Source organism: Nocardiopsis mwathae (assembly GCF_014201195.1).
GTDB classification, from domain to species: Bacteria; Actinomycetota; Actinomycetes; order Streptosporangiales; family Streptosporangiaceae; genus Nocardiopsis_C; species Nocardiopsis_C mwathae.
Window position 1 is genome coordinate 4514732 of sequence record NZ_JACHDS010000001.1, and the last position, 23312, is coordinate 4538043.

At 72.1% G+C, this 23312-nt stretch carries 23 protein-coding genes; 3 read left to right on the plus strand and 20 right to left on the minus strand.

Annotated elements, in window-relative coordinates; all coding sequences use genetic code 11:
- Positions 1 to 377 precede the first annotated feature (377 nt).
- Positions 378 to 1169 carry a GIDE domain-containing protein gene (locus HNR23_RS26980; RefSeq protein WP_184077582.1) on the plus strand — a complete coding sequence of 264 codons (792 nt, stop codon included), beginning with the start codon at positions 378 to 380 and terminating at the stop codon, positions 1167 to 1169.
- Positions 1170 to 1217: 48 nt separating this feature from the next.
- Here the strand turns inward: HNR23_RS26980 and HNR23_RS19735 are convergent, their stop codons facing one another.
- From HNR23_RS19735 to HNR23_RS19775, 10 genes are all read right to left on the minus strand, one after another.
- Positions 1218 to 1928 (minus strand): type 1 glutamine amidotransferase, encoded by a 711-nt coding sequence (locus HNR23_RS19735; RefSeq protein ID WP_184077584.1) that lies wholly within the window; start codon positions 1926 to 1928, stop codon positions 1218 to 1220.
- A 12-nt stretch (positions 1929 to 1940) separates the two neighbouring features.
- Positions 1941 to 3197, minus strand: coding sequence for a MurT ligase domain-containing protein (locus tag HNR23_RS19740; RefSeq protein ID WP_184077586.1), 1257 nt, complete (start codon positions 3195 to 3197; stop codon positions 1941 to 1943).
- A gap of 329 nt (positions 3198 to 3526) precedes the next feature.
- Entirely contained in the window at positions 3527 to 5614 is a 2088-nt protein-coding gene (locus HNR23_RS19745) for a hypothetical protein (RefSeq protein ID WP_184077588.1), read from the minus strand.
- Between the two features lie 292 nt (positions 5615 to 5906).
- Positions 5907 to 6215: a DUF1416 domain-containing protein gene (locus tag HNR23_RS26985; RefSeq protein ID WP_184077590.1), complete on the minus strand. Its 309-nt coding sequence runs from the start codon at positions 6213 to 6215 to the stop codon at positions 5907 to 5909.
- Positions 6212 to 7051 carry a sulfurtransferase gene (locus HNR23_RS19755; RefSeq protein ID WP_184077592.1) on the minus strand — a complete coding sequence of 280 codons (840 nt, stop codon included), beginning with the start codon at positions 7049 to 7051 and terminating at the stop codon, positions 6212 to 6214. The genes HNR23_RS26985 and HNR23_RS19755 overlap by 4 nt, the downstream gene beginning before the upstream one ends.
- A 105-nt stretch (positions 7052 to 7156) precedes the next feature.
- Positions 7157 to 7579, minus strand: coding sequence for a DUF4395 domain-containing protein (locus HNR23_RS19760; protein WP_184077594.1), 423 nt, complete (start codon positions 7577 to 7579; stop codon positions 7157 to 7159).
- A 136-nt stretch (positions 7580 to 7715) separates the two neighbouring features.
- Positions 7716 to 7841, minus strand: a complete 126-nt coding sequence (locus HNR23_RS27670) for a putative leader peptide (RefSeq protein ID WP_394353790.1) — start codon at positions 7839 to 7841, stop codon at positions 7716 to 7718.
- A 17-nt stretch (positions 7842 to 7858) separates the two neighbouring features.
- Positions 7859 to 8203 carry a TlpA family protein disulfide reductase gene (locus tag HNR23_RS19765; RefSeq protein ID WP_246422400.1) on the minus strand — a complete coding sequence of 115 codons (345 nt, stop codon included), beginning with the start codon at positions 8201 to 8203 and terminating at the stop codon, positions 7859 to 7861.
- Positions 8204 to 8305: 102 nt separating this feature from the next.
- Positions 8306 to 9004 (minus strand): LmeA family phospholipid-binding protein, encoded by a 699-nt coding sequence (locus HNR23_RS19770; RefSeq protein WP_184077598.1) that lies wholly within the window; start codon positions 9002 to 9004, stop codon positions 8306 to 8308.
- Between the two features lie 285 nt (positions 9005 to 9289).
- A complete protein-coding gene (locus tag HNR23_RS19775) occupies positions 9290 to 10522 on the minus strand; it encodes an antibiotic biosynthesis monooxygenase (RefSeq protein WP_184077600.1) in 1233 nt (410 codons plus the stop codon).
- A gap of 185 nt (positions 10523 to 10707) precedes the next feature.
- On the opposite strand from HNR23_RS19775, the gene HNR23_RS19780 reads away from it, so the two are divergent.
- Entirely contained in the window at positions 10708 to 11541 is an 834-nt protein-coding gene (locus tag HNR23_RS19780) for an HAD family hydrolase (protein ID WP_184077602.1), read from the plus strand.
- Between the two features lie 14 nt (positions 11542 to 11555).
- Here the strand turns inward: HNR23_RS19780 and HNR23_RS19785 are convergent, their stop codons facing one another.
- The 5 genes from HNR23_RS19785 to hemL form a co-directional block, all read right to left on the minus strand.
- Complete coding sequence (locus tag HNR23_RS19785) at positions 11556 to 12596, minus strand: NAD-dependent epimerase/dehydratase family protein (RefSeq protein WP_184077604.1); 1041 nt, start codon at positions 12594 to 12596, stop codon at positions 11556 to 11558.
- Positions 12597 to 12700: 104 nt separating this feature from the next.
- Positions 12701 to 12799, minus strand: a complete 99-nt coding sequence (locus HNR23_RS19790) for a 30S ribosomal protein bS22 (RefSeq protein ID WP_017621272.1) — start codon at positions 12797 to 12799, stop codon at positions 12701 to 12703.
- 273 nt (positions 12800 to 13072) lie between these two features.
- Positions 13073 to 13708: a histidine phosphatase family protein gene (locus HNR23_RS19795; RefSeq protein WP_184077606.1), complete on the minus strand. Its 636-nt coding sequence runs from the start codon at positions 13706 to 13708 to the stop codon at positions 13073 to 13075.
- An 18-nt stretch (positions 13709 to 13726) separates the two neighbouring features.
- On the minus strand, positions 13727 to 14686 hold the full coding sequence (locus HNR23_RS19800; protein WP_184077608.1) for a LysR family transcriptional regulator: 960 nt from the start codon (positions 14684 to 14686) through the stop codon (positions 13727 to 13729).
- A gap of 121 nt (positions 14687 to 14807) precedes the next feature.
- Positions 14808 to 16103, minus strand: a complete 1296-nt coding sequence (gene hemL / locus HNR23_RS19805) for a glutamate-1-semialdehyde 2,1-aminomutase (RefSeq protein ID WP_184077610.1) — start codon at positions 16101 to 16103, stop codon at positions 14808 to 14810.
- Between the two features lie 183 nt (positions 16104 to 16286).
- On the opposite strand from hemL, the gene rraA reads away from it, so the two are divergent.
- Entirely contained in the window at positions 16287 to 16775 is a 489-nt protein-coding gene (rraA, locus tag HNR23_RS19810; protein ID WP_184077612.1) for a ribonuclease E activity regulator RraA, read from the plus strand.
- Between the two features lie 120 nt (positions 16776 to 16895).
- On the opposite strand, the gene HNR23_RS19815 is transcribed toward rraA, so the two are convergent.
- From HNR23_RS19815 to HNR23_RS19835, 5 genes are all read right to left on the minus strand, one after another.
- The gene (locus HNR23_RS19815; protein WP_184077614.1) at positions 16896 to 17555 is read right to left on the minus strand and encodes a bifunctional DNA primase/polymerase; all 660 of its coding nucleotides are present in this window, start codon (positions 17553 to 17555) and stop codon (positions 16896 to 16898) included.
- 96 nt (positions 17556 to 17651) lie between these two features.
- A complete protein-coding gene (gene hemB, locus HNR23_RS19820; protein ID WP_184077616.1) occupies positions 17652 to 18635 on the minus strand; it encodes a porphobilinogen synthase in 984 nt (327 codons plus the stop codon).
- Between the two features lie 59 nt (positions 18636 to 18694).
- Positions 18695 to 20347, minus strand: coding sequence for a uroporphyrinogen-III synthase (locus HNR23_RS19825; protein ID WP_184077618.1), 1653 nt, complete (start codon positions 20345 to 20347; stop codon positions 18695 to 18697).
- A 149-nt stretch (positions 20348 to 20496) separates the two neighbouring features.
- Positions 20497 to 21450, minus strand: a complete 954-nt coding sequence (gene hemC / locus HNR23_RS19830) for a hydroxymethylbilane synthase (RefSeq protein WP_184077620.1) — start codon at positions 21448 to 21450, stop codon at positions 20497 to 20499.
- A complete protein-coding gene (locus HNR23_RS19835; RefSeq protein ID WP_184077622.1) occupies positions 21447 to 23279 on the minus strand; it encodes a glutamyl-tRNA reductase in 1833 nt (610 codons plus the stop codon). Before HNR23_RS19835 ends, hemC begins: the two co-directional genes overlap by 4 nt.
- Positions 23280 to 23312 lie beyond the last annotated feature (33 nt).

Sequence of the window (23312 nt, forward strand, 5' to 3'; positions counted from 1 at the left end):
CCCGGCGGGCTGCCCGCCTCCACCGGGAAAACACCTGGTCACCTGCTTGTGAGCGGGCGGCCGCAAACGGACACGACCCTTGGGCCGGGCATCGCACCGGCCCTATCCTTGTATGTATGTGCGTTCGATCACTTCCGCGAACCGGGGAACGGTGTCCCGCATCTCACTGTTGACCGGGCCACCGCCAGGGGAGGCTCCGCCATGGGCTGGGAACAGGACAGAGCGCGTTACCCAGGACCTTTCTTAGCGAAACCTGTACACCCCGAATCATTGCCCGACGGCTTCTACCAGGGATACAGATGGATTCGGTACTGGTCGGTAGGTCGACGACCAGCCGGAACAGTCAGTGATTCTCATCGGTTCACGAGGACGACACCGTGGATGGAATAGCCCCGACACTCCAGCTGATCGCGCTGGCCCTGGTCGGCTTCAGCGCCTTCCTGTGGCTACGCGCGGTGAAGGCCCACCGGCACCGCCGACGGATCGAACAGACCCCCGCCTACACGGCGGGCGGTCTGCAGGCGTGCCAGCGGCTGCCCGTGCGGGCCGAGATCAACGCGACCGCCGCGGAGGGGCCGGAGGGCCTGCTCACCGCTCCCTACTCGCAGACCCCGTGTGTCTGGTTCCGGGTGGAGATCACCCACCACCACTACCGGGAGGATCGCGGGCCGGGCGACCGCCTTGAGGTGGAGCGGCTCTTCGCCCTGCACTCCCACGAACCCTTCACGCTGGTCGACGAGACCGGCAGCGTGCTGTGCGCCCCCGACTGGGCCGACGTCGACGACGCCGAGATCAGCATCGACGAGTTCATCGCCAGCGAGAAGCCGCCGAGTGACATCCTCTCCCCCGCCCAGCTGGCCGCGGTGGGTGAAGGGACCGACCGGAAGAAGTGCACGAGCACCACGGTGCTCGGCCCCGCCGCACTCATCCCGGGCTGCACCTACAAGGAGTGGGTCATCCGCCCCGGGCAGGAGCTGTTCGTCGGCGGCCTGATCCGCCGCGACGACGACGGCGCCGTGGTGATCGAGGGCACCGAGGAGGAGCCGGTCAACATCTCCACCCACACCGAAGAGGAGCAGATCAGCGCGGACTGGAACAAGGAGCTGGTCGGGTTCGGGCTGCTGCCCGTCTCCCTGATCCTGCTCGCCACGCTGCTGATCCTGCTGTAGGGGGAGAGCGGTGCCGCGTCGTCGGCACCGCTCTCCGGCAGGTTCCGGCTACAGCGCTGCGGCGAGCCGCTCCTCGTGCAGCCGCTCGCCCCAGGACGGATCCAGCGGCGGGATCTGCCCGACACGCCACCGCAGCAGCAGGTCGGCCAGGGCGGGGTTGCGCGGGAGCGCGGGGCCGTGCAGGTAGGTGCCCAGGATCTGGCCCTGGTAGGCACCCTCGGTCCGGCCGTCGTTTCCGACGCCCGTCACGACCTGCGACAGGGGTGTGGCCGACGCCCCGATGGCGGTGCGGCCCTGGTGGTTCTCGAATCCGGTGATCCGCCCGACCCCCAGCGCCGGGTCGACGTCGGCCACGATCTCGCCGACACCCCGGGTTTCGCCGCGGCCGCTACGGATGTCCATGATCCCCACACCCGGCAGCGGATTGTCGGCGTCGTCGCCGTAGGTCTCGCCGATGATCTGGTAACCCGCGCAGACCGAGAAGACGCAGGCGCCGCGCTCCGCCGCCCGCTTGAGGCCGCCGTCGGCGCGCAGCCGCTCGGCCGCGAGGATCTGCGGCCGGTCCTCGCCTCCGCCCAGCAGGTAGATGTCGCCCTCGGCCGGGACCGGATCGCTGGAGTGCACGTGCACCTCCTCGACCGGGATTCCGCGCAGCTCGGCGCGGCGGCGCAGCACCAGCACGTTGCCCTTGTCGCCGTAGGTGCTGAGCAGGTCGGGATAGATCCAGACGATGCGCAGGGCGCTGCTGGAGTCACTCATGGGGTCCCCCTCCTACTGCACACGGCCGTAGGCCGTGCGGATCTGCTGGAAGGCCGTGTAGTTGGCGATGACGTCGACCATGGTGATACCGGACTGCTCCGACTTGAGCCGGGTGACGACATCGCCGACAGTGTCGGCGATCTCGAACGGCACGCCGTCGGTCTCCAGCCGCAGCGCCAGGTCGGTGCGGCGCTCACCCATGACGAACACGCGCCGCCCACGCAGCACCGTGTAGTCGACGTCCCACAGCCACGAGGTGTCCTTGCCGTCGGGGATCTGCGCGTTGACGGACAGGAGCACCGGCACGTGCGGCCGGCTGAGGACGGCGAACGACTCCAGCCACCCGGCCGGGTTCTTCGCGAGCAGCAGCCGCACCTCGACGCCGTCGGTGACGACGGACGTGTAGCGCCCGGCCACCGAGCGGATCTCACGCAGCCGCGGCAGCGACTGCTTGGGGTGGATTCCATAGGCGGCGGCGGTGGCCATGGCAATGGCCGCGTTGGCACGGTTGGCGTCACCGGGCAGGCCGAGCTCCAGCCGCATCGGCTGCCCGTTGGAGTCGGTGACCGTGTCGTTGTCGTTGTCGACCGCCCAGGTGGCCTCCGGGCGGCGCAGGCCGCACTCAGGGCACTCCCAGTGCGGGTCGGGATCGCGCTTGAGGTGGCCACCGCACTCCGGGCAGCACCAGGAGTCCTCCTTCCAGCGCTGGCCCGCCGCCACCCAGGTGGCGTGCCGCGCGCCCAGGCCCGCCCACGCGACGAGGGGGTCGTCGGCGTTGGCGACGACGTGTGCCTCGCTGCGGCTCAGCGCGTCGCGCCACTTCTTGGCGAGGAGGTTGATCTCCGAGGCGCGGTCCATCTGGTCGCGGCTCAGGTTCATCAGCACGACGACGGCCGGGTTGGTCTGCCGCAGCACCTGCGGCAGGTACTTCTCATCGACCTCAAGGACGCCGTTGCGGGCCTCCGGCGAGTTCGCCAGGGCGGTGATGTGGCCGGTCGGCATGTTCGCGCCGTGCTCGTTGGTCGCGATGTCGCCGAGTTCGCGCAGCGCCGACGCGATCAGCCGGGTCGTCGTGGTCTTGCCGTTGGTCGCGCTGACCAGCGTCAGCCTTCGCCCGCGGGCGAGCTTGGCGAGCAGATCCGGCTCGACCTTGAGCGCGACCCGGCCGCCGATGACGGAACCGTCGCCGCGCCCGGTGGCCCGGGACAGCGTGGCCGCGCCCTTGCCCAAGACCGCGGCCAGTTGGGCGCGCAAGGGAAGTTCGCTCATGATCCCCACTAGATTGCTGCTGGAGGTGGCTGCCGGTGAGGCAGTTGGGAAAAGACGCCTGGTGCCAGGGCATGTCGGGCGGGTCAGGGATTCCTCCGCACGGCCGCCGAGGGCGGCGCTCGCCGCACCGCACCGGTCACACCGACCTGCCGTCCGCGCCCTGGGCGACGCCTCCTAAGCCTATTGCCCCTGGCCTCCAACGGGACCCAAAGGGGATGCGGAGGCCTGGTGGGCACCCGTTTCCGTCGTCGGCGGGCGCACGCCCGGGCCCCCAGGTCGGCCCGGTCGAACGTCGCCCGGCCGGGCCGACGGGACTGCGGTCGGGGCCGTCAGGTGACCTTGCGCCAATCGAGTCGCTCGGGCGGCGGACCGACGTTGGAGCGCGGCGCCGGCCGGGTGCGCACGTCATGCCCCGCCGGTTCTGCCGCTTCTGCCGACCCGGCGGCCTCCGGGTGGTCGGCTGCCGCTCCGCCGGGCTCCTCCACCGTGCTGAGGGAGGCCGTGGGCAGGGCCAGGATGCCCGGGTTGGCGTCGGCGAGCACCGGCCCGTCCGCTCCGGGCACGACCATCGCCGTCGGCGGAAGGGTGCGCAGGCCGTGGCCGTCGACCGGGTAGCCGCTGACCGGCGCGGCGCCGTCGGCCTCGCCGATCTCGGTGGCCTGGGTGGTCGCGCGGCCCCACACGGAGGCCACGCGGATGTGGCGGACCAGGTCGAGCGGCGGGACCGGCGGGGCCGCGGTGCGCACCGGAACCGGAGCCGTGACGCCCTCGCCGTCCTCCGCCAGGTAACCCCCGCCCACGGCGTCGTTCAGCGCCTCGCCGATGACCTCGGTGAGCTGGTGCATCGGGAGCCGCGCCGGGGCCGGTTCCGCGTGCCCGTCGGCCGTCGCCGGGAGGTCGGTGCCGGAGGCGGCCTCCACGGCCGCTCCGGCGGCGGCCGAGTCCGCCACCCGGCCGGTGGCCAGCCATGAGGCGGCGCGCGCCGCGGAGGCGGAGGTGGGCTGGCGCATCAGCACCGGGAAGACCCCGTGGGCGGCGAGGCGGTGCGCCGTGCGCTCGCCGACCTCGCGCAGCATCAGCACCAGCCCGGCGCCGGACCAGGTGGCCGCGCCGACCAGCCGGTCGACCTCCGCTGCCGGGAGGGCGTCGGCACCGCAGACCACGATGGTGTTGGCCCACGGCTGCAGCGGCCGACGGGCGATCTCGGGGCCACGCGCGCGCAGTTCGAGCAGTTCGCGCAGGGCGGCGACCGCGTAGGTGCCGTACACGCGCGCCGCGACGTCCCCCGATGCCCGGTCCGTGGCGATCACCTTGAACTGGGCGTAGGGTTCGTCGCCGCAGCGTGTGCCGATGCCTTCGAAGGGGGCTATGCGGCGTTCCAGCTCCCACGCCCGCTCCATGACGGACCTGTCGCTGCCGCACGTGCCGCCGCCGCACCGCTCGCGGATCTCGGCGCGCTGTTCCGGGCTGAGCAGCTTCAGTGCGGGGTCGCCGCCGCCGGCGGCGGCGCCGTCCCCGGGCTCACTCAGCGCGCGCAGGCCGCCGATGAGCGCGGACACGCTCGCGCCGGGACCGATGACGTCGAGGATCCGGAGCAGCAGCATCTCGTCGATCTCGATGTCGGCCTTGGGGTCCAGAGCACAGGACACCGAGGAGAGGATCCGCGCGCGCTGCGAACCGTCGAGGTCGGTACCCAGGTGGAGCCGCTGCAGGTCGGCGGGGAGGACGCGGACACGCGGGGTGATACCGGCCCGCTTGACGAGCGCCATCAGGTCCGCGGCCAGGGCACGGCCGGAGAGGTCCACGACGGTGAGGTCGCGTCCGCAGCGCAGCCGCGAGGCGCCGATGGTGGTGAGCAGCGCCGACCATCCGGCCTCGGTGCCTCCGGCGACCACCACGGTCCCGGTGTCGTCGGGCACCCGGACGCCGTACCAGCGCGGCTGCGCCTCGAAGGCGCGCTTGCGGGCCTGCCATTCGGCGTACAGGCGGGCGTGCTCCTCCTGACGATCGCGCAGCTCGGCTTCGCGCCGCTCCTGTACCTCGGCCAGCCGCTCCTCCTCTCGGCGCAGCCGATCGGCCATCACCTGGCGGCTCTGCACCAGGGCGACCAGGAGGGGCGCCGCCATGGCCAGGCAGGCCAGGCACAGGCCCAGGGCGAGCAGGCCGGGGAGGATACGCAGCGGCCACAGGGCGACGCAGACGAGGGCCACCAGGGTCAGCGCGGCCAGAAGGGCCCGCAGGGGGAGGTTGGTGCGCGCCTCCAGGCGGCGCTGGGCGGCGCGCCACTCGTCGGTGACGGCGGCCCGGTCGGGCGGCGCGGGGCGGCGGGGAGCCGGCCCCGGGTCGGGGACCTGCAGTTCATGTCGCCATCCGATATAGGTCAGCCCGGTCTGTACTCCGAAACGAGGGGCCGCCACCGCCGAGCACCTCCTGCCCTCCTGCCCGGCGCCGGGGCCCCGGGGTCATCGGGATGGGTACGGGGGAATCGTTTCAGGCGGTAGCCGAGTTGTCACCACCCCATCGGATTTCGCGCGGCCGGTAATGCGCAGGGTGGGCAGGACGATACCGGTGGCGAGAAGCCCGGGCCCGCGGAGGAGGTCCTCCGCGGGCCCGGGCACATACCACCGATCGGCCGGTGTCCGATCGGCCGGTGTCCGATCGGGCGGTGTCCGATCGGGCGGTGTCCGATCGGGCGGGGGTCGGACCGGGTCAGGCCTCGACCTTCAGGTCGATGACCTTGCCGACCTCGGCCTGGACCGCGTACTCGGCGGTGAAGCCCTGCGAGGCGAGCACGCGGACCTTCCAGTCCCCATCGGCGGCGAAGAAGCGGAACGTTCCCTCGTCGCCGGTGGCGACCTCACCGGCGAAGTCGCCGGAGGTGTTGAGCAGCCGTGCATAGGCACCGCGCAGCGGGGCGCCGTCGCGGGTCACGACGCCCTGGATCACCGCCTGGTCGCCGGCGTCCACGTCGGCCAGTGCGACGCCGCCGACCGGCGCGCCGCATCCCTTGTCACTCACTTGGCCTCCCCGAGTTCGATCGGCACGCCCACCAGCGAGCCGTATTCGGTCCACGATCCGTCGTAGTTCTTCACGTTGTCCAGACCGAGCAGCTCGTGCAGGGCGAACCAGGTGTGCGACGAGCGCTCGCCGATGCGGCAGTAGGCGATGATGTCCTTGTTCAGGTCCACCCCGGCCTCGGTGTAGAGCTCGCGGAGCTCTTCGTCGGACTTGAACGTGCCGTCCTCGTTGGCGGTCTTGGCCCACGGGATGTTGCGGGCGGTCGGGATGTGGCCCGGCCGCTGCGAGGTCTCCTGCGGCAGGTGCGCGGGCGCCAGCAGGCGGCCCACGAACTCGTCGGGAGAGCGGACGTCCACCAGGTCCTTGGTACCGATGGCGCTCACGACCTCGTCGCGGAACGCCCGGATCGAGGTGTCCTGGTCCTGGGCCTTGTAGTCGGTCACGGCCCGCTCCGGCACGGCCTCCACCAGTTCGCGGGAGTCGAGCTCCCACTTCTTGCGGCCGCCGTCGAGCAGCCGCACCTTCTGGTGCCCGTAGAGGCGGAAGTACCAGTAGGCGTAGGCGGCGAACCAGTTGTTGTTGCCGCCGTAGAGGACGACGGTGTCGTCGTTGGAGATGCCGCGCTCGGAGAGGAGTTTCTCGAAGCCGGTCTTGTCGATGAAGTCGCGCCGGACCGGGTCCTGGAGGTCCTTCTTCCAGTCGATCTTGATGGCGTTGGGGATGTGCCCCTTGTCGTAGGCCGAGGTGTCCTCGTCGACCTCCACGAGAACGACATCAGGGTCGTTCAGGTGAGCCTCCACCCAGTCGGCGTCCACAAGGACGTCGGAGCGGCTCATGGGGATCCTCCTCATTGCTCGTTGCTGCGTGCTGTGTGTTGTCAGTCCGTCTCTACCCACGGACCGGTGTGATCCGTCCCCGCGGAGGGTGCCGCTGCCACGCCGTCAGGCGGCCCTGCCCGGGAGGGGCAGGCGGCGGAGCAGCAGGTACATCTCGCAGCCCAGGCAGAAGCCGAAGGCGGCGTTGAGGAATGCGGCGAAGAGAGCGAAGGCCGTGGCGGTGATCCCGAGCCAGGCACCGACGAACAGGTAGCCGAGCAGCCCCACGAGGGCGAAGGCCAGCCCCACCCCCTGGGCGAAGCGCGGCGGGGCCGCGTCCTCCAGCTCCTCCGGGGCACCGATGCGGGGGCGCACGACGCGGGCGAAGAGGCGGGCGTAGGGCGAGTTGCGGACGCCGAAGACCACGGCGACGGCGAACGCCAGCGCCTGAAGGGCCAGTAGCCACGCGCTACCGGTGATCAGGACGAGGGCGAGAACGACGGTGGTGAGTACGGCGGCGAATCGCTGTCCGCGGGGGTCGACCTGCATGGTGGGCTTCCCAGCTGCGTGAGCGGTGCTGTTCGGGGGCCGAGAGGCGGTGGCCTGTGCCGTCGTCCGTGGTCGCGGAGGTCGGGCGGGCCGGATTCCGGGGCAGGGGCGCACGGGGGCGCCACGGAGTTCCGCTCTAGCGGGAAGCGCGACAGAGTGCGGCGGCGACGCGGCAGAAGTCCACGGCGCGTCGCTTCGTCAAAAGCGCATCTGTCGGAGAGGTCACGCTGACGATCGTACGGGCTGGATCCGCCGATGTCACGAGTGGGGCGAATCACATCAACGATCGTCAGGCCGTCCGTCGATCGCGTGCCCGAGCGCCGCGATCACGTCCGCCTTGCGCGGCAGACCGCCGGCGCGGCGGACGATCCGGCCCTCGGCGTCCAGGACGAGGACGGTGGGCGTACGCAGGATGTCGAGCCGTCGGACCAGGTCGAGCCGGGACTCGGCGTCGATCTCCACGTGGACGACGCCCTCGACCATCGCGGTGACGTCGCCGAGCACCCGCCGCGTCGCGCGGCACGGCTGGCAGAAGGCGGTGGAGAACTGCACGAGCGTGGCCCGCTCCCCGGGTTCGGCGCCGATGTCGTCGGCCGTCAGGACCATCGTGTCGACCGTGCTCATCCGTCCGTTGCTCCGCTTCCACAGCACACCGGCCAGCGTCCCCACGGCGAGGGTCACCGCGACCGCCGCCCCGCCGACCAGCTGCTCCGGCCCCATGGGCGGCTACCGGTCCCCCGCGGCGCCGACGAGTCGGACGTCGGTGGCGTGGGCCGACACCTGCACGCCGTTGGGCAGCGCCTCGATCTCGGTGACCTGCAGGTCGAACGGCATCGGCGGGACCTGGAAGCCCACGGTCAGCCGCTCCTCGACCACCGGGCCGAGGTCGATGGGGAGCTCCCTGATCTGGACGTTGCGCGGGGTCACGTTGATGACGTCGCCGTCGATGGACACCTCCAGGTCGGCCGACACCTCCTCGCTGATGCCGCCGGGCAGCGCGAGGTCGCCGGACATCCGCGGCTTGCCGTCCTGGTTCTCGATGACGATGCCCTGCGGCAGCCGCGACTGCAGCTCGCTGTAGGGCAGCATCACCGTGGCGTCGGCGGAGCGGGCGACGACGCTCGGCTCGGACATCAGGTCGGCGATGGGCGCCTCGACGTCGCGCGCGGTGATGTCGAGACGGTCGAAGTTGACGTCGTTGATCGTCATCGCACCGGTGACGATGTTGATCTCGGAGTACTCCCCGCCGATCGCCTGGGTGAGGAACGGGAACCCGCCGATGGTGACCTCGGGCTCCGAGGCCATCTCGTACTGCTGGCTCACACGCTTGGCGATCTCGTTCTGCGCGGCGGAGTGCAGCCCGCGGTCGGCGACCACGATCATCACCAGCAGGAAGATCAGGATGAAGACGAGAAACTTACGCATCGGGCTTCCAGCACGCTCCCGTTAGTCCGAACTCGGCGGCCCGGGGAAGGATTCGGGGCCGGCGAGCACACATCAGCGGCGCCGCAGGCGCCCAGGCTGACAGGTCGACGAGAAGGAAGCGTACTTCACCCGACCCCGTCCCCCGGTTTCCGGTGGGGGACCCCGGCCCGTTTCCCGCCGCCCGGATCAGGTCGTTCGGCCCGCCCTCATCCGGGTGCCGCCGACCGTTCGCCTGCCGTTCGCCACTGCGCCCCGCCCGCCTGCGCTCCGGGGGCTCCGCGCCGCTCAGCGCGGCATCAGCATGTCCGCGAGGTTGTCGTTGGCCGAGGCGCCCGACAGCGAGAGTTCGATCACGTTGGTGGCCACGACGTGCGGCGAGCTGCGCCGCTGGAACTCCATCACGTGCGGCTGCTGCTCGTGCTCCTCGATGGCGAGCTGGTCGCGGTAGATGGCGTAGACGATGCGCTGCTGCGGCGCGCTGGGCACGGTGTGGGCGGCGAACAGCAGCGTGTCCGGTTCCCGGTGGGCGACCTCGTCGACGACCTCGTCAGCGCAGTCGTCGAAGGCGTCGGCATGGCCTTCGGCCAGCGTGTAGATGGTGATGATGCCGCGCAGCCGGGACGGCTGGCGCGCGGGTCCCGCCGGTTCGTCCTCGTAGTCGTCGTACTCGTCGTCATAGCCGTCGTCGAAGCCGTCGGCATCGGCCCTCGTGCGGCGCCTGCCCCACACGCCGTCCTCCTGTGGATCGCGGATGTCGTCGAAGCCCTGCTCGTCCTCGTCGTGGTCGGCGTCGGAGTCCTCGGGCGGCTCCTCGGAGCGGCGGCGGCCGCCGCGCCCCCGACCGCGGCCACGGCGCTCTCTGGGCGGCTTCTGCGAGCGCACCAGGGCGGCCCACAGCGAGCCCACGGCCCCCAGCATCATGAGCTGGCCGAGCATGCTCAGCCCGAAGCGGGCCACCAGGATCTCCAGCACGACCGCGAGGGCGACCAGGCCGATCACCGACAGCCGGTGCTGGGCGAACCGCGGGCGGTCCCGCATCCGCCGTGCCGCCACGATCGCGCACGCGAGCAGGGCCAGCACGGCGAACGTGTGCACCAGGGTCAGTACCGAGCGGGGGATGAGGTCGTAGTGGTCGGCCAGGGCCGGGTAGCTGCCGTCGTAGCGGCCGCGCAGCTGGTCCAGGGTGAGCACCACCAGTGGCACGACGGTCAGCGTCGTCACCACCAGGCGGGTTCCGAATCGGGCGCGCGGTGACTCGACCGCGTACTCGACCGCCCCCCACGCCGCCATCAGCGGCCCGATCAGCGCGACGCCGATCTGGAAGATCCGGAAGGTCACGTCGGAGAAGTCCAGGAGCGCCCCGGGGAAGGCGGCGCTCAGCGCGATCGCGACGCCGACGGACGACGCGACCCACGCACCCGTGTGGACCTGCGGGTCCCGCTGCGTACGCGCGATCAGCGCAGCGGTGGCGCTCCAGGCCACCAGTGCGCAGACGAATGCCAGTCCTACCTCGACCATCCCGCTAATAATGCTGCACATTCACCCCCGGTTGTGCACACGACGCGGGTTTCACAGCTCCGACTTGCGTGGTTTCAAGGGAATAAGCGGCCGATGTCCGAATTGAGATGTGAGTTAGCTCACCCGGAGTGATGTCGTGTTCCCGTTCCGGACGTCGCACCGGCGGGGGACCGTAGGCTCAAGACATGTGGGCCAATATCCGACCCGACGAGAATGGCGGTGATGCCGCCATTGCCCGGCGCGGCGCGGCCTTCTTCGACGTCGACAACACCCTGATGCGCGGGGCGTCGATCTACTACTTCGCGCGCGGACTCGCCGCCCGTGACCTGTTCACCACGCGCGACCTGCTCCGGTTCGCCTGGGGCCAGGCGGTCTTCCGGCTCAGCGGCAACGAGCGGCCCCAGCACATCCACGCCGCTCGCGAGGCCGCGCTCGCGTTCGTCGCCGGTCACGCCGTCGACGACCTGGTGTCGCTGTGCGAGGAGATCTACGACGAGACCATGTCGGACCGGATCTGGGAGGGCGCACGCCGCCTGGTCCGCCGCCACCTCGACGCCGGGCAGAGTGTCTGGCTGGTCACCGCGACCCCGGTGGAGCTGGCCGACATCATCAGGCGCAGGCTCGGTCTGACCGGGGCGCTGGGCACCGTCGCCGAGACCGTCGACGGGGTGTACACGGGGCGGCTCGTGGGCGACCTCATGCACGGACCGGCCAAGGCCGACGCGATCCGCGGCCTGGCCCGGCGCGAAGGCCTGGACCTGTCGGTCTCCTCCGCCTATAGCGACTCCTACAACGATCTGCCGCTGCTGTCGCTCGTCGGCCACCCCAACGCGGTCAACCCCGACGACGCCCTGCGCGAGCACGCCGCATCCCAGGGGTGGCCGGTCCACGAGTTCCGCAGGCACCGCGCGAAGCTGCGCGTGGGGGTTCCCGCCGCCGTGGCGGGGGCGGTCGGCGGTGCGGTCGCCGTGGGCATGCTCCGCCGCCGGAGGAACGGCGCCGCGGCCCCGAGGCCCTGAGAAGGGCCGGGGGTTCAGGAGCGCCCGACCGCGGCGCGGACACGGTGGATCATCGGGCCGCGGCGGCCCGCACGCTCACGCCCGCGGCCGTTCTTCGGACGGCCGCCGCCGATGCCGCGTTCGGCGAGGAAGGCCTCGAAGGTCTCCTGCGAGGTGTAGGAGGGCGACCAGCCCACGGTGCGCTGGAGCTTGCTGACGTCCAGGACGCGGTCGGTGCACAGCAACCTCAGCTGCTCGGGCGAGTAGTCGATCCGGCCGCGGCGGACGAGCCCGCGCAGCACCCGCAGGCCGCGCTCGGGCATGGCCACGCCCGGGCGCCCGGCACGGCGCAGGCATGCCGACAGGGGGATGGCGCCGGGGGCGGCGACGTTGAAGACGCCGTCGCCGTCGCCGACCGCCATCAGGCGCAGCGCCTCCACGGCATCGTCCTCGTGGATGAACTGCAGCCGGGGATCGTAGCCGCGGACCGTGGGCACCACCCGGAGCCCGAAGTAGCGGGCGAGCGGGGTCTCCATCGAGGGGCCGATGACGTTGGCGAAGCGCAGGACGGCCACCGACACGTCCGGACGGCGGCGGGCCAGGTGGCGGGTGTGCCGTTCCACCTCCGCGGCGTCCTGGGCGTAGGCGGACCGCGGGATGTCGCGGGCCTGGAGGTCCTCGGTGTAGAGCTCCTCGGCGGGCGGGGCGGTCCCGTAGACGGCCGCGCTGGAGCGCACCACCAGCCGCCGCACGGTCGTGGACCGCTGGCAGGCGGCCAGCAGCTGCATGGTGCCCAGAACGTGGTTGGCCTGCGACTCCGCCCGTCCCTCGGCGCCCCCCGGCGCCGTGGTGAGGCCGAGGTGCAGGACCGTGTCCGCGCCGGACTCCCGGACGACCCTGCTCACGCTGTCGTCGTGCAGGTCCGCAGCCACGTACTCGACCCGTCCCGGCGCGTATCCGGGGGGAGCGGGATCGACACCGACGACCCGGTCGACACCGGGATCGTCGACCAGTTTTTCCGCTACCCGGGCGCCCAGGTGGCGGGAGACCCCGGTGACAAGTACGACTCGGCCCATGACAACACGCCTCGAAGTATTGGGTACGCGTGAAAGGTGGGGGGTGTCTCCGCGTCGGCCACGGCCGTCATCCGGCCGGCCGGCGTCGGCGGAGAGGCACGAACCTACTTCTTGTTGCGGCGCGCGATGCGAGTCCTCTTGAGAAGCTTGCGGTGCTTCTTCTTCGCCATGCGCTTACGGCGCTTCTTGATGACGGAACCCATACGGATCACCTCTCGCCAACGGTTGCAGAGAACACGACAGCCCACCCGGCCCGCGTCCACCTGAACGCGGTGCGGACCACTGGGTGCCATCGAGGGGGATACGACGCGGCGTCCCGCCGGAGCGCCTGGAGGCAGACTCACCGGGCGGCAGGCATGCCGCACCTCCGCATGGAACGGAGGGCGACGTATACGCCGCACCCAACGAGCTAGCCTACCCGCTCGTGCCAATCCTCGAACGCACAGCCGCCCCTCCCTTATTCCCGGTGCACCCCGCTACGCACCGGGGACGCCCGGCCCCGAACCGTACAGAGAGGCCGCGGGCTCGCAGTACCCGACGCTGACCAACCGCTGGTCCTCGAACGTCAGAGACGTCACGCTGGCGAGCTCGCACTGGCGGCGGTCGGGCCGGTGCCACAGCCGCTTGTGCTCGGCCGCACGGCGCACCGTCCAGATCGGCAGCTGGTGGCTGACACACACCGCCTCGCGGCCCCACGCCTCCTTGCGCACGACCTTGACGACGTCGACCATGCGGGCCGCGATCTCCCGGTAGGCCTCCCCCCACGACGGCCGGAAGGGGTTGTACAGCCGCCGCGCGATGCCGGGCCGGACCAGGGCGTTCCGGTCGACGCGCATGCCCTGCAGCGAGTTGGCCGCCTCGATCAGCCGGTCGTCGAGCCGCACGGGCAGGCCGAAGCGGTCCGCCAGTGGCTCGGCGGTCTCCTGGGTGCGCTCCAGGGGCGAGGAGTACAGGGCGGCGATGTCCCGGTCGGCGAACCAGTCCGCCGCGAGGTCGGCCATCCGGCTGCCGGTCTGGCTGAGGTGGAAGTCCGGCAGCCGCCCGTAGAGGATCCCCTCGGGGTTGTGCACTTCACCGTGCCGGAGCAGGTGGACGACGGTGGTCGTGGGCATGTGTGCGACCGCTTCCCTTCATGCTTCTTCCGGTGCTGACGGCGTCGCGCGCGAGGCGGCGTGCACCTCAACGGTATCGGTCACCACGTCGGACGCGGTGCGCAGGGCGTCCAGCATGGCCTGGACCGCGGGGCGGCGCCCCGCCTCCCGCCGCCACACCGCATACACGCTGCGCACCATGACCGGGCGCACGGGCACCGTCACCACGTCGGGGGACGGGCGCCCGCGGCCCAGCCGGGGCAGCAGCGCCAGCCCCAGCCCGGCCGACACCAGCGCCAGCTGGGTGGGGTATTCGTCGCTGTAGTGGGCGATCCGCGGCTCCACGCCCTGGCGGCGCAGCGTGTCGGCGAGCCAGTCGTAGCAGAGGGTGCCGCGCGGGGAGGAGATCCACGGGTCGCCGGCCAGCTCGGACAGCTCCACGTCCGCGCGCCCCGCCAGCGGGTGCGCGGCCGGCATCGCGACCTCGGCCGGATCGTCGAACAGGTGGGCACGCTCGATACCCTCGGGGATCGGCAGCGGCGATCCGTACCGGTCCTGCACGACCGCCAGGTCGCTCTCCCCGCGCAGCACCTGCGACTGGGACGCCGGAGGGTCGCACTCGATGAGCGTGACGGTGAGCCGCGGGTGGCGCCGCGCCGTGTCGACCAGCACCCGGGGCATCAGGCCGCGCGCCGCCGTGGGGAACGCGGCCACCCGCAGCGGTCCGACGACGCCGCCCCGCTGCGCCTCCAGGTCCGCCTCGGCCTCGGTGATCAGTTCGAGGATCCGGTCGGCGTGCTGGACCAGCACGTGGGCGGCGTCGGTGAGCCGGACGCCGCGCCCGTTGCGCTCCAGCAGCTGCGCGGAGGTCTCCCGCTCCAGCTTGGTGATCTGCTGGGAGACCGCCGAGGTGGTGATGCCGAGGACCTCGGCGGCCGCACTCACCGACCCGTACTGGGCGATGGTGGACAGGGCGCGCAGCCGGTCGATATCCAACATCCCCACATGGTAAAGCTCCGGTTAACGGTCGATCGGCGATTCGCGTAGAAACCCTTCGTTCTGGATCGCTGCCCCGCCGAGTGGCGCGGAACGGCACGGGACCGAACCGGCCCGCCGCCCGTCAGGCACCGGCCTCCGCAGCGGCACGCGCGGCCCGCGGCAGCGCCGAGACCACCCGGTCGACGGCCGCGTCGTCGTGGGCCGCGGAGAAGAACCACGCCTCGAACGCCGCGGGCGGCAGGTAGACGCCCTGGTCCAGCATCGCGTGGAAGAACGCGGCGAACGCCTGCGTGTTCTGCGCCCGCGCCCCGTCGAAGTCGGTGACCTCGTCCTCGGTGAAGAACACCGTGAAGAGGTTGCCGCCGCGCTGGATCCGGTGCGGCACCCCGGCCGCGCTCAGCTCCTTGCCCGCCGCCTCGGCGACCTGCGCCGACACCCGGTCGATGTGCGCGTAGACGTCGGGGGTCGCATTGCGCAGCGTCGCCAGCCCGGCCGCCGTCGCCAGCGGGTTCCCCGACAGCGTCCCGGCCTGGTAGACGGGCCCCGAGGGGGCCAGCTGGTCCATGAGGTCGGCACGGCCGCCGAACGCCGCCGCGGGCAGCCCGCCGCCCATCACCTTGCCGAACGTCATCAGGTCGGGGGTGACACCCTCCAGGCCGAACCAGCCCGAGGCGCTGACCCGGAAACCGGTGAGGACCTCGTCGAGCACCAGCAGCGCGCCGTGCTTCGCGGTGATCTCCTTCAGGCGGGCGTTGAAGGAGTCCTTCGGCGGCACGATGCCCATGTTGGCCGGGCACGCCTCGGCGATCACGCAGGCGATGTCGTCGCCCGACTCGGCGAAGGCCCGCTCCACCGCGGCGATGTCGTTGTAGGGCAGCACCAGCGTGTCGGCGGCGCTCGCCCCGGTGACGCCCGGAGAGTCCGGCAGAGCGAACGTCGCCACCCCCGACCCGGCCGCGGCCAGCAGGGCGTCGACGTGCCCGTGGTAGTTCCCGGCGAACTTGACCACCTTGCTGCGGCCGGTGGCGCCGCGCGCCAGCCGGATGGCCGACATGGTGGCCTCGGTCCCGGAGTTGACCAGCCGCACCTTCTCCACCGGGGTGCGCGCGACGATCTCCTCGGCCAGCTCCACCTCCCCCGGCGTCGGCGCGCCATACGAGGTGCCCTGGCGCGCGGCGCCGCTGAGCGCCTCCGTCACCGCGGGGTGTGCGTGCCCGAGGATCAGCGGACCCCAGGAGCAGATGAGGTCGACATAGGTGATGCCGTCGACGTCGGTGAGGTAGGGGCCGCTCCCCGAGGCCATGAAGGGCGGGGTGCCCCCCACCGCGCCGAACGCGCGGACGGGAGAGTTCACCGCCCCCGGCACGACCGCGCCGGCTCGTTGGAACAGCTCATCGGAAATCGTATGCGTAGCCACGCCCCCAGTGTCGCACCTGGCCGACACGGTGGATTCCCCAGACCCGCCGCGCGCATCACGGCCGCGGTTGTTAGTTTCGATTCCACACCGGCACCACCGGCACTGTCGGCCGGCACCGACCACCGAGACAGACCACCGACGTTCAGCACCCCGCCGACACCGTCCACAGACCCAGGGGGACCCATGTCCGAGTTCGCCACCGCCGACCTCATCGACGCGCACGGGGACGCGATCGCCACCTGCGAGACCCAGTTCCGCCGGTTCGGCGGGCGCGCCCGGTTCCACGGCCCGATCGCCACGATCAAGTGCCACGAGGACAACGCCATGGTCAAGGAGCAGCTCAACCAGCCCGGCGAGGGCTGGGTGCTGGTCGTCGACGGCGGCGGCTCGCTGCGCACGGCCCTGATGGGCGACCTGATCGCCCAGGCGGCCTTCGACAACGGCTGGGCCGGCGTCGTCATCAACGGCGCGGTGCGCGACACGGCCACGCTGGCCAAGCTCGACCTCGGCATCAAGGCCCTGGGCAGCACCCCGCGCAAATCCAGCAAGGCCGGCGCCGGCGTCCTCGACGGCCCGGTGTCCTTCGGCGGCGTGGTGTTCACCCCGGAGAGCTGGCTCTACAGCGACGAGGACGGCATCGTCGTCAGCGACAGCCGACTGGACCTGCCGTAGCGCGACCGGAAAGCGCTTCCCCGCCCCTCCTCCGTTGATCTCGGAGATAGTGGGGTCACCTGGCCGATTTTTACCCCGATATCTCCGAGATCAACGGAGGAGGGGGTGCCTGGGGCCAGGTCAGGCCGAGGTGAACTCCTCGCAGGCGTCGGAGAGGATGTCGAGAACCGCGAGGGGGTCCGGCAGGCCGGTGGGGTGGGAGTCCGGACGGGGGGCGCGGATCCAGGAGGCCGGGGTGCCCGAGGGCAGGGGCGAGGGTGGGGCCAGGACGTAGCTGTCCCGGCAGTGCCAGCGCAGGCCCGGGGTGTCGGAGACGGACTCGGGGACGCAGTCGAGGTGGCACGACCACCACTCGTCCTCGTCCACGGGCGACCGGGTGGCCACGAAGAACAGGTGGCGGCCCTCGACCGCGGCGACCGGGCCGGACGCCATGTCCATGCTGTCCATGCGGGCGAGCGCCAGCACTCCGGCGCCCGCGGGGATGTCGAACACGTCGAAGACGCGGCCGGTGGGCAGGATGATGTTGGCCGCCGGAGTCGTCGTCCACCAGTGGCGGATGGTCTCCGGGTCGACGGTCGACTCCATGCCCCAAGCCGCCGAAACCGGGTGCGCGCCCGGGTCGGGACAGCCGATGCGGTCGCAGCCGCACGCGCGCCCGCCCATCAGGGAAGGCTGGGCGCCCCGGCACACCGGCCAGCCCAGGGACGCGTAGTTCAGAGCCGCGCCCATCATGTCGCCCAGCGCGTGGCGGCGCTTCCGCCGCTGGATCACATCGGCCATGGGTTCCCTCCCCTGATCGTGTCGGTCGTGTCGGTACTGTCGCGACTTCCCGACCTCGACCTGGGCGACCGGGAAGCGGTGGCGTTCGCTGTCCCGTCAGCGCAGGAGGCGCGCGGCCTCCGTCGCCCAATAGGTGAGGATCTGCGCGGCACCGGCGCGCCGGAAACCGAGCAGGGACTCCATGATCGCACGTTCGCGGTCGATCCAGCCATTGCGCGCGGCCGCCTCGATCATCGCGTACTCGCCGCTGACCTGGTAAGCCGATACCGGGACGTCGACCCGGTCGGCGATCCTGGCGATGATGTCGAGGTAGGCCAGGCCCGGTTTGACCATGACCATGTCGGCGCCCTCGGCGAGGTCCAGTTCGACCTCGCGCAGCGCCTCGCGCGCGTTGGCCGGGTCCTGCTGGTAGCCGGTCCGGTCACCGAACCGCGGCGCGCCCTCGGCGGCCTCCCGGAACGGCCCGTAGAACGCCGACGCGTATTTGGCGGCATAGGCCAGGATCACGACGTCGGTGTACCCGGCCCGATCGAGCGCCGCACGGATCGCGCCGACCTGGCCGTCCTGCATCCCGCTGGGCCCCACCACCTGCGCACCGGCCGCGGCCTGGGCGGTGGCGACGGAGGCGTAGCGCTCCAGGGTGGCGTCGTTGTCGACCTCGTGGGTGGGGGTGAGCACGCCGCAGTGGCCGTGCGCGGTGTACTCGCACAGGCACAGGTCGGCCATGATCACCATGTCGTCGCCCAGGTCGGCCGACAGGTCGCGCAGCGCCCGCTGCACGATCCCGCCCGGGTCGTCGGCGGCCGCCCCCCGGTCGTCCTTGAACTCCGGGATGCCGAACACCATCAGCCCGCCCACGCCGGCCTCCGCGGCCTCCTGGGCCGCCTTGCGCATGCTGTCCCGGGTGTGCTGGACGACGCCCGGCATCGACTCGACCGGGTTGGGCTCCTCGATGCCCTCCTTCACGAACATCGGAAGGATCAGCTCCTCCGGCCGCAACCGCGTCTCCGCGACCAGGCGGCGCAGCGCGGGTGTGCGGCGCAGCCGGCGGGGGCGGGCGGCGGGATAGCGAGCGGACATCTGGCGACACTCCCTTGTGCGGCAGGGTGCGGGTGGTCTCGTGGCGGGCGGGCGCGGCGCTACATCGTCTTGCGCCGTCGGCCGCGGCGCTTCTGGCTGGGCTTGAGCACCGGCTTGCCCGCGGCCAGCGCCTCGGCCCGCTGAGCCGCACCGTACTCCGACAGGGCGGCCGCCAGGGCGGAAACCGAGGTTTTCGGTGCGACGACATCGACGCGCAGGCCGAACTCCTCCGCGGTCTTGGCGGTCTCCGGGCCGATCACCGCGATGACCGTGGTGTTGTGCGGCTTCCCGGCGATGCCCACGAGGTTGCGGACCGTGGAGGACGAGGTGAACAGCACCGCGTCGAACCCGCCACCCTTGATGGCCTCGCGGATCGGGGCGGGCGGCGGCGCGGCGCGCACGGTCCGGTAGGCGGTGACGTCGTCGACCTCCCACCCCAGGTCGGCCAGGCCGGCGGCGAGCGTCTCGGTCGCGATGTCGGCGCGCGGCAGCAGCACCCGCTCGATCGGGTCGAGTTCGGCGTCATAGGGCGGCCACACCTCGACCAGCCCGGCGCCGGACTGCTGGTCGACGGGCGGTGCCAGGTCCGGCTGGATACCGAACTCGCGCAGCGCGGCGGCGGTCTGCTCGCCGACGGCGGCGACCTTCACACCGGCGAACGCGCGCGCGTCCAAACCGTAGGACTCGAACCGCTCCCGGATCGCCTTGACGGCGTTGACCGAGGTGAACGCCACCCACTGGTAGCGGCCGGTGACCAGTCCGCGCACGGCCCGCTCCATCTGCTGCGGGGTCCGCGGCGGCTCGACGGAGATCGTGGGCACCGACTCGGGGACGGCCCCGTAACCGCGCAGCTGGTCGGCCAGCCCGGCGGCCTGCTCCTTGGTGCGCGGGACCAGCACCCGCCAGCCGAACAGCGGGCGCGACTCGAACCACGACAGGTCCGGCTGCCCGGCCACCCCGGGGCCGACGACCAGCGTCGCGGGAGAGGTCACGTTGTTGCCCTTGGCGTCGGCGGCCTTGATGTCGGCGGTGAGGCGGCCGAGCGTGGAGACGACCGAACTCTGCTCGGTGGTGCTGCCCATGCGGGTGACGGCGACAGGGGTGTCGGCCGGGCGTCCGCCCGCGATCAGTGCTTTGCACAACCGGTCATAGCCGGGGCCGGCGTGCCCCGGGTCGTCGTCGGGGATCTCCGGGCCCAGGACGACGAGGGTCCCGCCGTCGTCCTCGGGCAGCCGCTCCAGGTCGAAGCCGGCGGCGCGGGCGTTGACGACGTGCAGGTCGCTGACCCCCTCGGGCATCAGCGGGATCCCCGCGTAGCCGGGGACGGCGGTCACGGCCGACAGACCCGGCACGACCTCGCACTCGATCCCGGCCCTGCGGCAGGCCGCGACGAGCTCCCCGCCGCGGCAGCCCACCAGCGGGTCCCCGCTGTAGAGCCGGACCACCCGGCTGCCCTCGCGGGCGTGGTTGACGGCGAGCGCGTTGATGTCGCCGCCGCACTCCTCGGCTTCGAGCACCGTCACGTCGTCGCGACAGCGCTTGAGCAGGGCGGCCCGGTGCTTGGCCAGCTCGGGTCCGGGCTCCCGGACGGTGATGACGACGTCGGCCTCGTCGAGCAGCGCGGCGGCCCGCAGCGTCAGCAGCTCCGCCCCGCCCGGTCCTGCCCCGACGATGGCGACGTGGCCGCGGCGCGGCTCCGTGGGCTGATTCACCTTGAACCTCCGAGGATGCCCCGGACGTCACGCCCGAGGAGGAATCCGACCCCTGCCCGCGAGAGCAGGGACCCCCGTGCTTCTGTCTGGGGCGTAGTCAATGTGCGCTCGCTCCTTGGTCTGTCGGCCACCGCGTTCTCCCACCGGTGCTACCTGTGCTCCTCCGCGGCCGCGGCCACGATCCGGTCGGCTCCCTCCGCGATCATCTCGCGGGCGAGCTGGCGGCCGAGGCGTTCGGCCGCCGCGACCGTGATGTCGGGGCCGTCCAGCGCGACGGCGCGCTCGCGGCGCACCGCCGCCGTGCCGTCGGGGGCCACCACCGCGGCGCGCAGCCGCAGCAGGCCGTCGTGGTACTCGGCGTAGGCGCCGACCGGGGCGGCACAGCCCGCCTCCAGCTCGGCGAGCACGGTCCGCTCGGCCGTCACCGACATGCGGGTGGGCTTGTGGTCGACGGCGGCGAGGTAGTCGAGGTCGCGCTCGGCGCGGTCGATGCCGCACTCGACGGCAAGCGCGCCCTGGCCGGGCGCCGGCAGCACCTGGGACGGTTCGAAGACGTCGGTGACGTCGTCGACGCGGCCGACCCGGACCAGCCCGGCGTAGGCGAGCACGACGGCGTCCAGCTCTCCGGAGGCGACCTTGCCCAGCCGGGTCTCGGCGTTGCCGCGGATCGGTACGAAGCGCAGGTCCGGGCGGAGCGCCGCGAGCTGGGCGACGCGCCGCGGCGAGCCCGTGCCGACGGTGGCACCGCTCGGCAGGTCGGCGAACTTGAGTCCGTCGCGTGCGCACAGGGCGTCGCGCGGGTCGTCCCGCTCGGTGATGGCGGCCAGTGTCAGTCCGCCGGCCGGGGCCGTGGGCAGATCCTTCAGCGAGTGCACCGCGAAGTCGATGTTCCCGGCCAGCAGCTCGTCGCGCAGCGCGTTGACGAACACCCCGGTCCCGCCGAGCTGGGTCAGGTGCGCCTTGGTGACGTCGCCGAAGCTCGTGATCAGGACCAGCTCGATGGGGATGCCGGTGCGGTCGGTGAGCGTATCGGCCACCTGCTGGGACTGCGTGGTGGCCATGGTGCTGCGACGGGTGCCGAGCCGTGCGGGCACGGAGGTCATGACTGCTTCGTCTCCCCTGCGGTGTGCGGTGCTGTGCTCAGGGCGTCGTGTCCCGCCGCCTCGGATGCCGCCGTGTCCAGGCCGAACAACTCGCGCAGCGCCGCCTCGTAGGAGTCGCCGTCGGGGCCCGCCGCGAGTTCCTTGACGCGCACGGTGGGCTGGTGCAGCAGCTTGTCCGCGACGCGGCGCAGCGCGTGGGTGACCTCGCCGCGGGTCCTGTCGTCCAGGTGGGGCAGGCGGCCCTCCAGCCGGGAGAGCTCGCTGTCGACGACCTGGCGGGCCTTGCTGCGCAGCGCGACGACGGTCGGGGCGACCAGTTCGGCACGGCGCACGGCCTGGTACTCGGCGACCTCCTCGGCGACGATGTCGCGGACGACGGAGATCGCTCCGGATCGGCCGGAGACGTCGTCGGCGCCTTCGGCCGCGGCCCTACGGAGGTCCTCGATGTCGACCAGGCGGACACCCGGGATCCCGCGCACGGCCTCGTCGATGTCGCGGGGGAGGGCGAGGTCGAGGAAGACGAGAGGACGGCCGGAAGGGCGAACCGACGAGCGAGCGGAGTCGTCGATGCCATCCGCCGAAGGCCGCACCGCATCGGCGCCGGAGCCGAGCGAGGAGGAGAGCCCGACCAGAGGCGGAGAAGGGCGAACCGACGAGCGAGCGGAGTCGTCGATGCCATCCGCCGAAGGCCGCACCGCATCGGCGCCGGAGCCGAGCGAGGAGGAGAGCCCGACCAGAGGCGGAGAAGGGCGAACCGACGAGCGAGCGGAGTCGTCGATGCCATCCGCCGAAGGCCGCACCGCATCGGCGCCGGAGCCGAGCGAGGAGGAGAGCCCGACCAAGGGAGCGCAGTCCGTCGTCTCTCCTAGGGCGCCGGTCACGTCGGCGGCGGTCAGCACCAGGCCTTGGGCGCCCGTGCAGGAGATGACCAGGTCGACGTGGGGCAGGACCTCGGCGGCGTCCTCGAAGGGGACGGCGCGGCTCCGGATGGGCTCGTAGGCCTCGGTGAGGCACTCGGCGAGGCGGGCGGCGCGTTCGAAGGTGCGGTTGGCGACGATGACCGTGCTCGCGCCCTGGCGGGCCACGGTGTTGGCGGCCAGCGCGCTCATCGACCCGGCGCCCAGTACCAGGACCCGCGCGCCGGTGAGGACCTGCGGCTGCGGGACGGAGGCCGCGACGTCGGCGGTCGGTTCGGCGAGCGTCTCGCCGCCGCCCACGGGGCAGCGCGCGATGGCGTCGGAGGCGGTGGCCGCGCCGGACCCGGTGTCGGGGGCGATCCGGGTGGAGCCGAAGGGGCCGAAGTGCCGGCCGGCGACCACGAGGCCGAGGCCGACCATGTCGGCGCCGGCGTGGTCAAGGTGGGTCTCGGTGTGCGCGCGCTTGCCGACGCGCAGCGCCCGCTGTCCGAGGTCGTTGAGGACGCGGCCGATGGTGCCGCTGTGCTGGGCGTCCTTGATGGCGTTGCGCACCTGGCCGAGGATCTGGCCCTCGCCGACCACCATGGAGTCGAGCCCGCAGGTGACGGAGAAGAGGTGCTGGACGGCGCGCTCCTCGTAGTGCACGTAGGCGTGCTCGGTGAGCTCGGCCAGGGAGACGCCGGTGTGCCAGGAGAGGATCTCGGTGATGGCGGCGACGCCCGGGTGGAACTTCTCGACGTCGGCGTAGATCTCCGTGCGGTTGCACGTGGAGACCATCAGAACCTCGTTGACGGCCGCGGCGTTCGCCATCTCGGCCATGACCTTGAGCCGGGTCTGGCCGTCGAGAGCGGCACGCTCCAGCAGAGCCACCGGCGAGCTCCGGTGACTCAGCCCTACGGCGAGGACACTCATCTGCACTCCAATGCGGGGGTTACCGCCACGCTC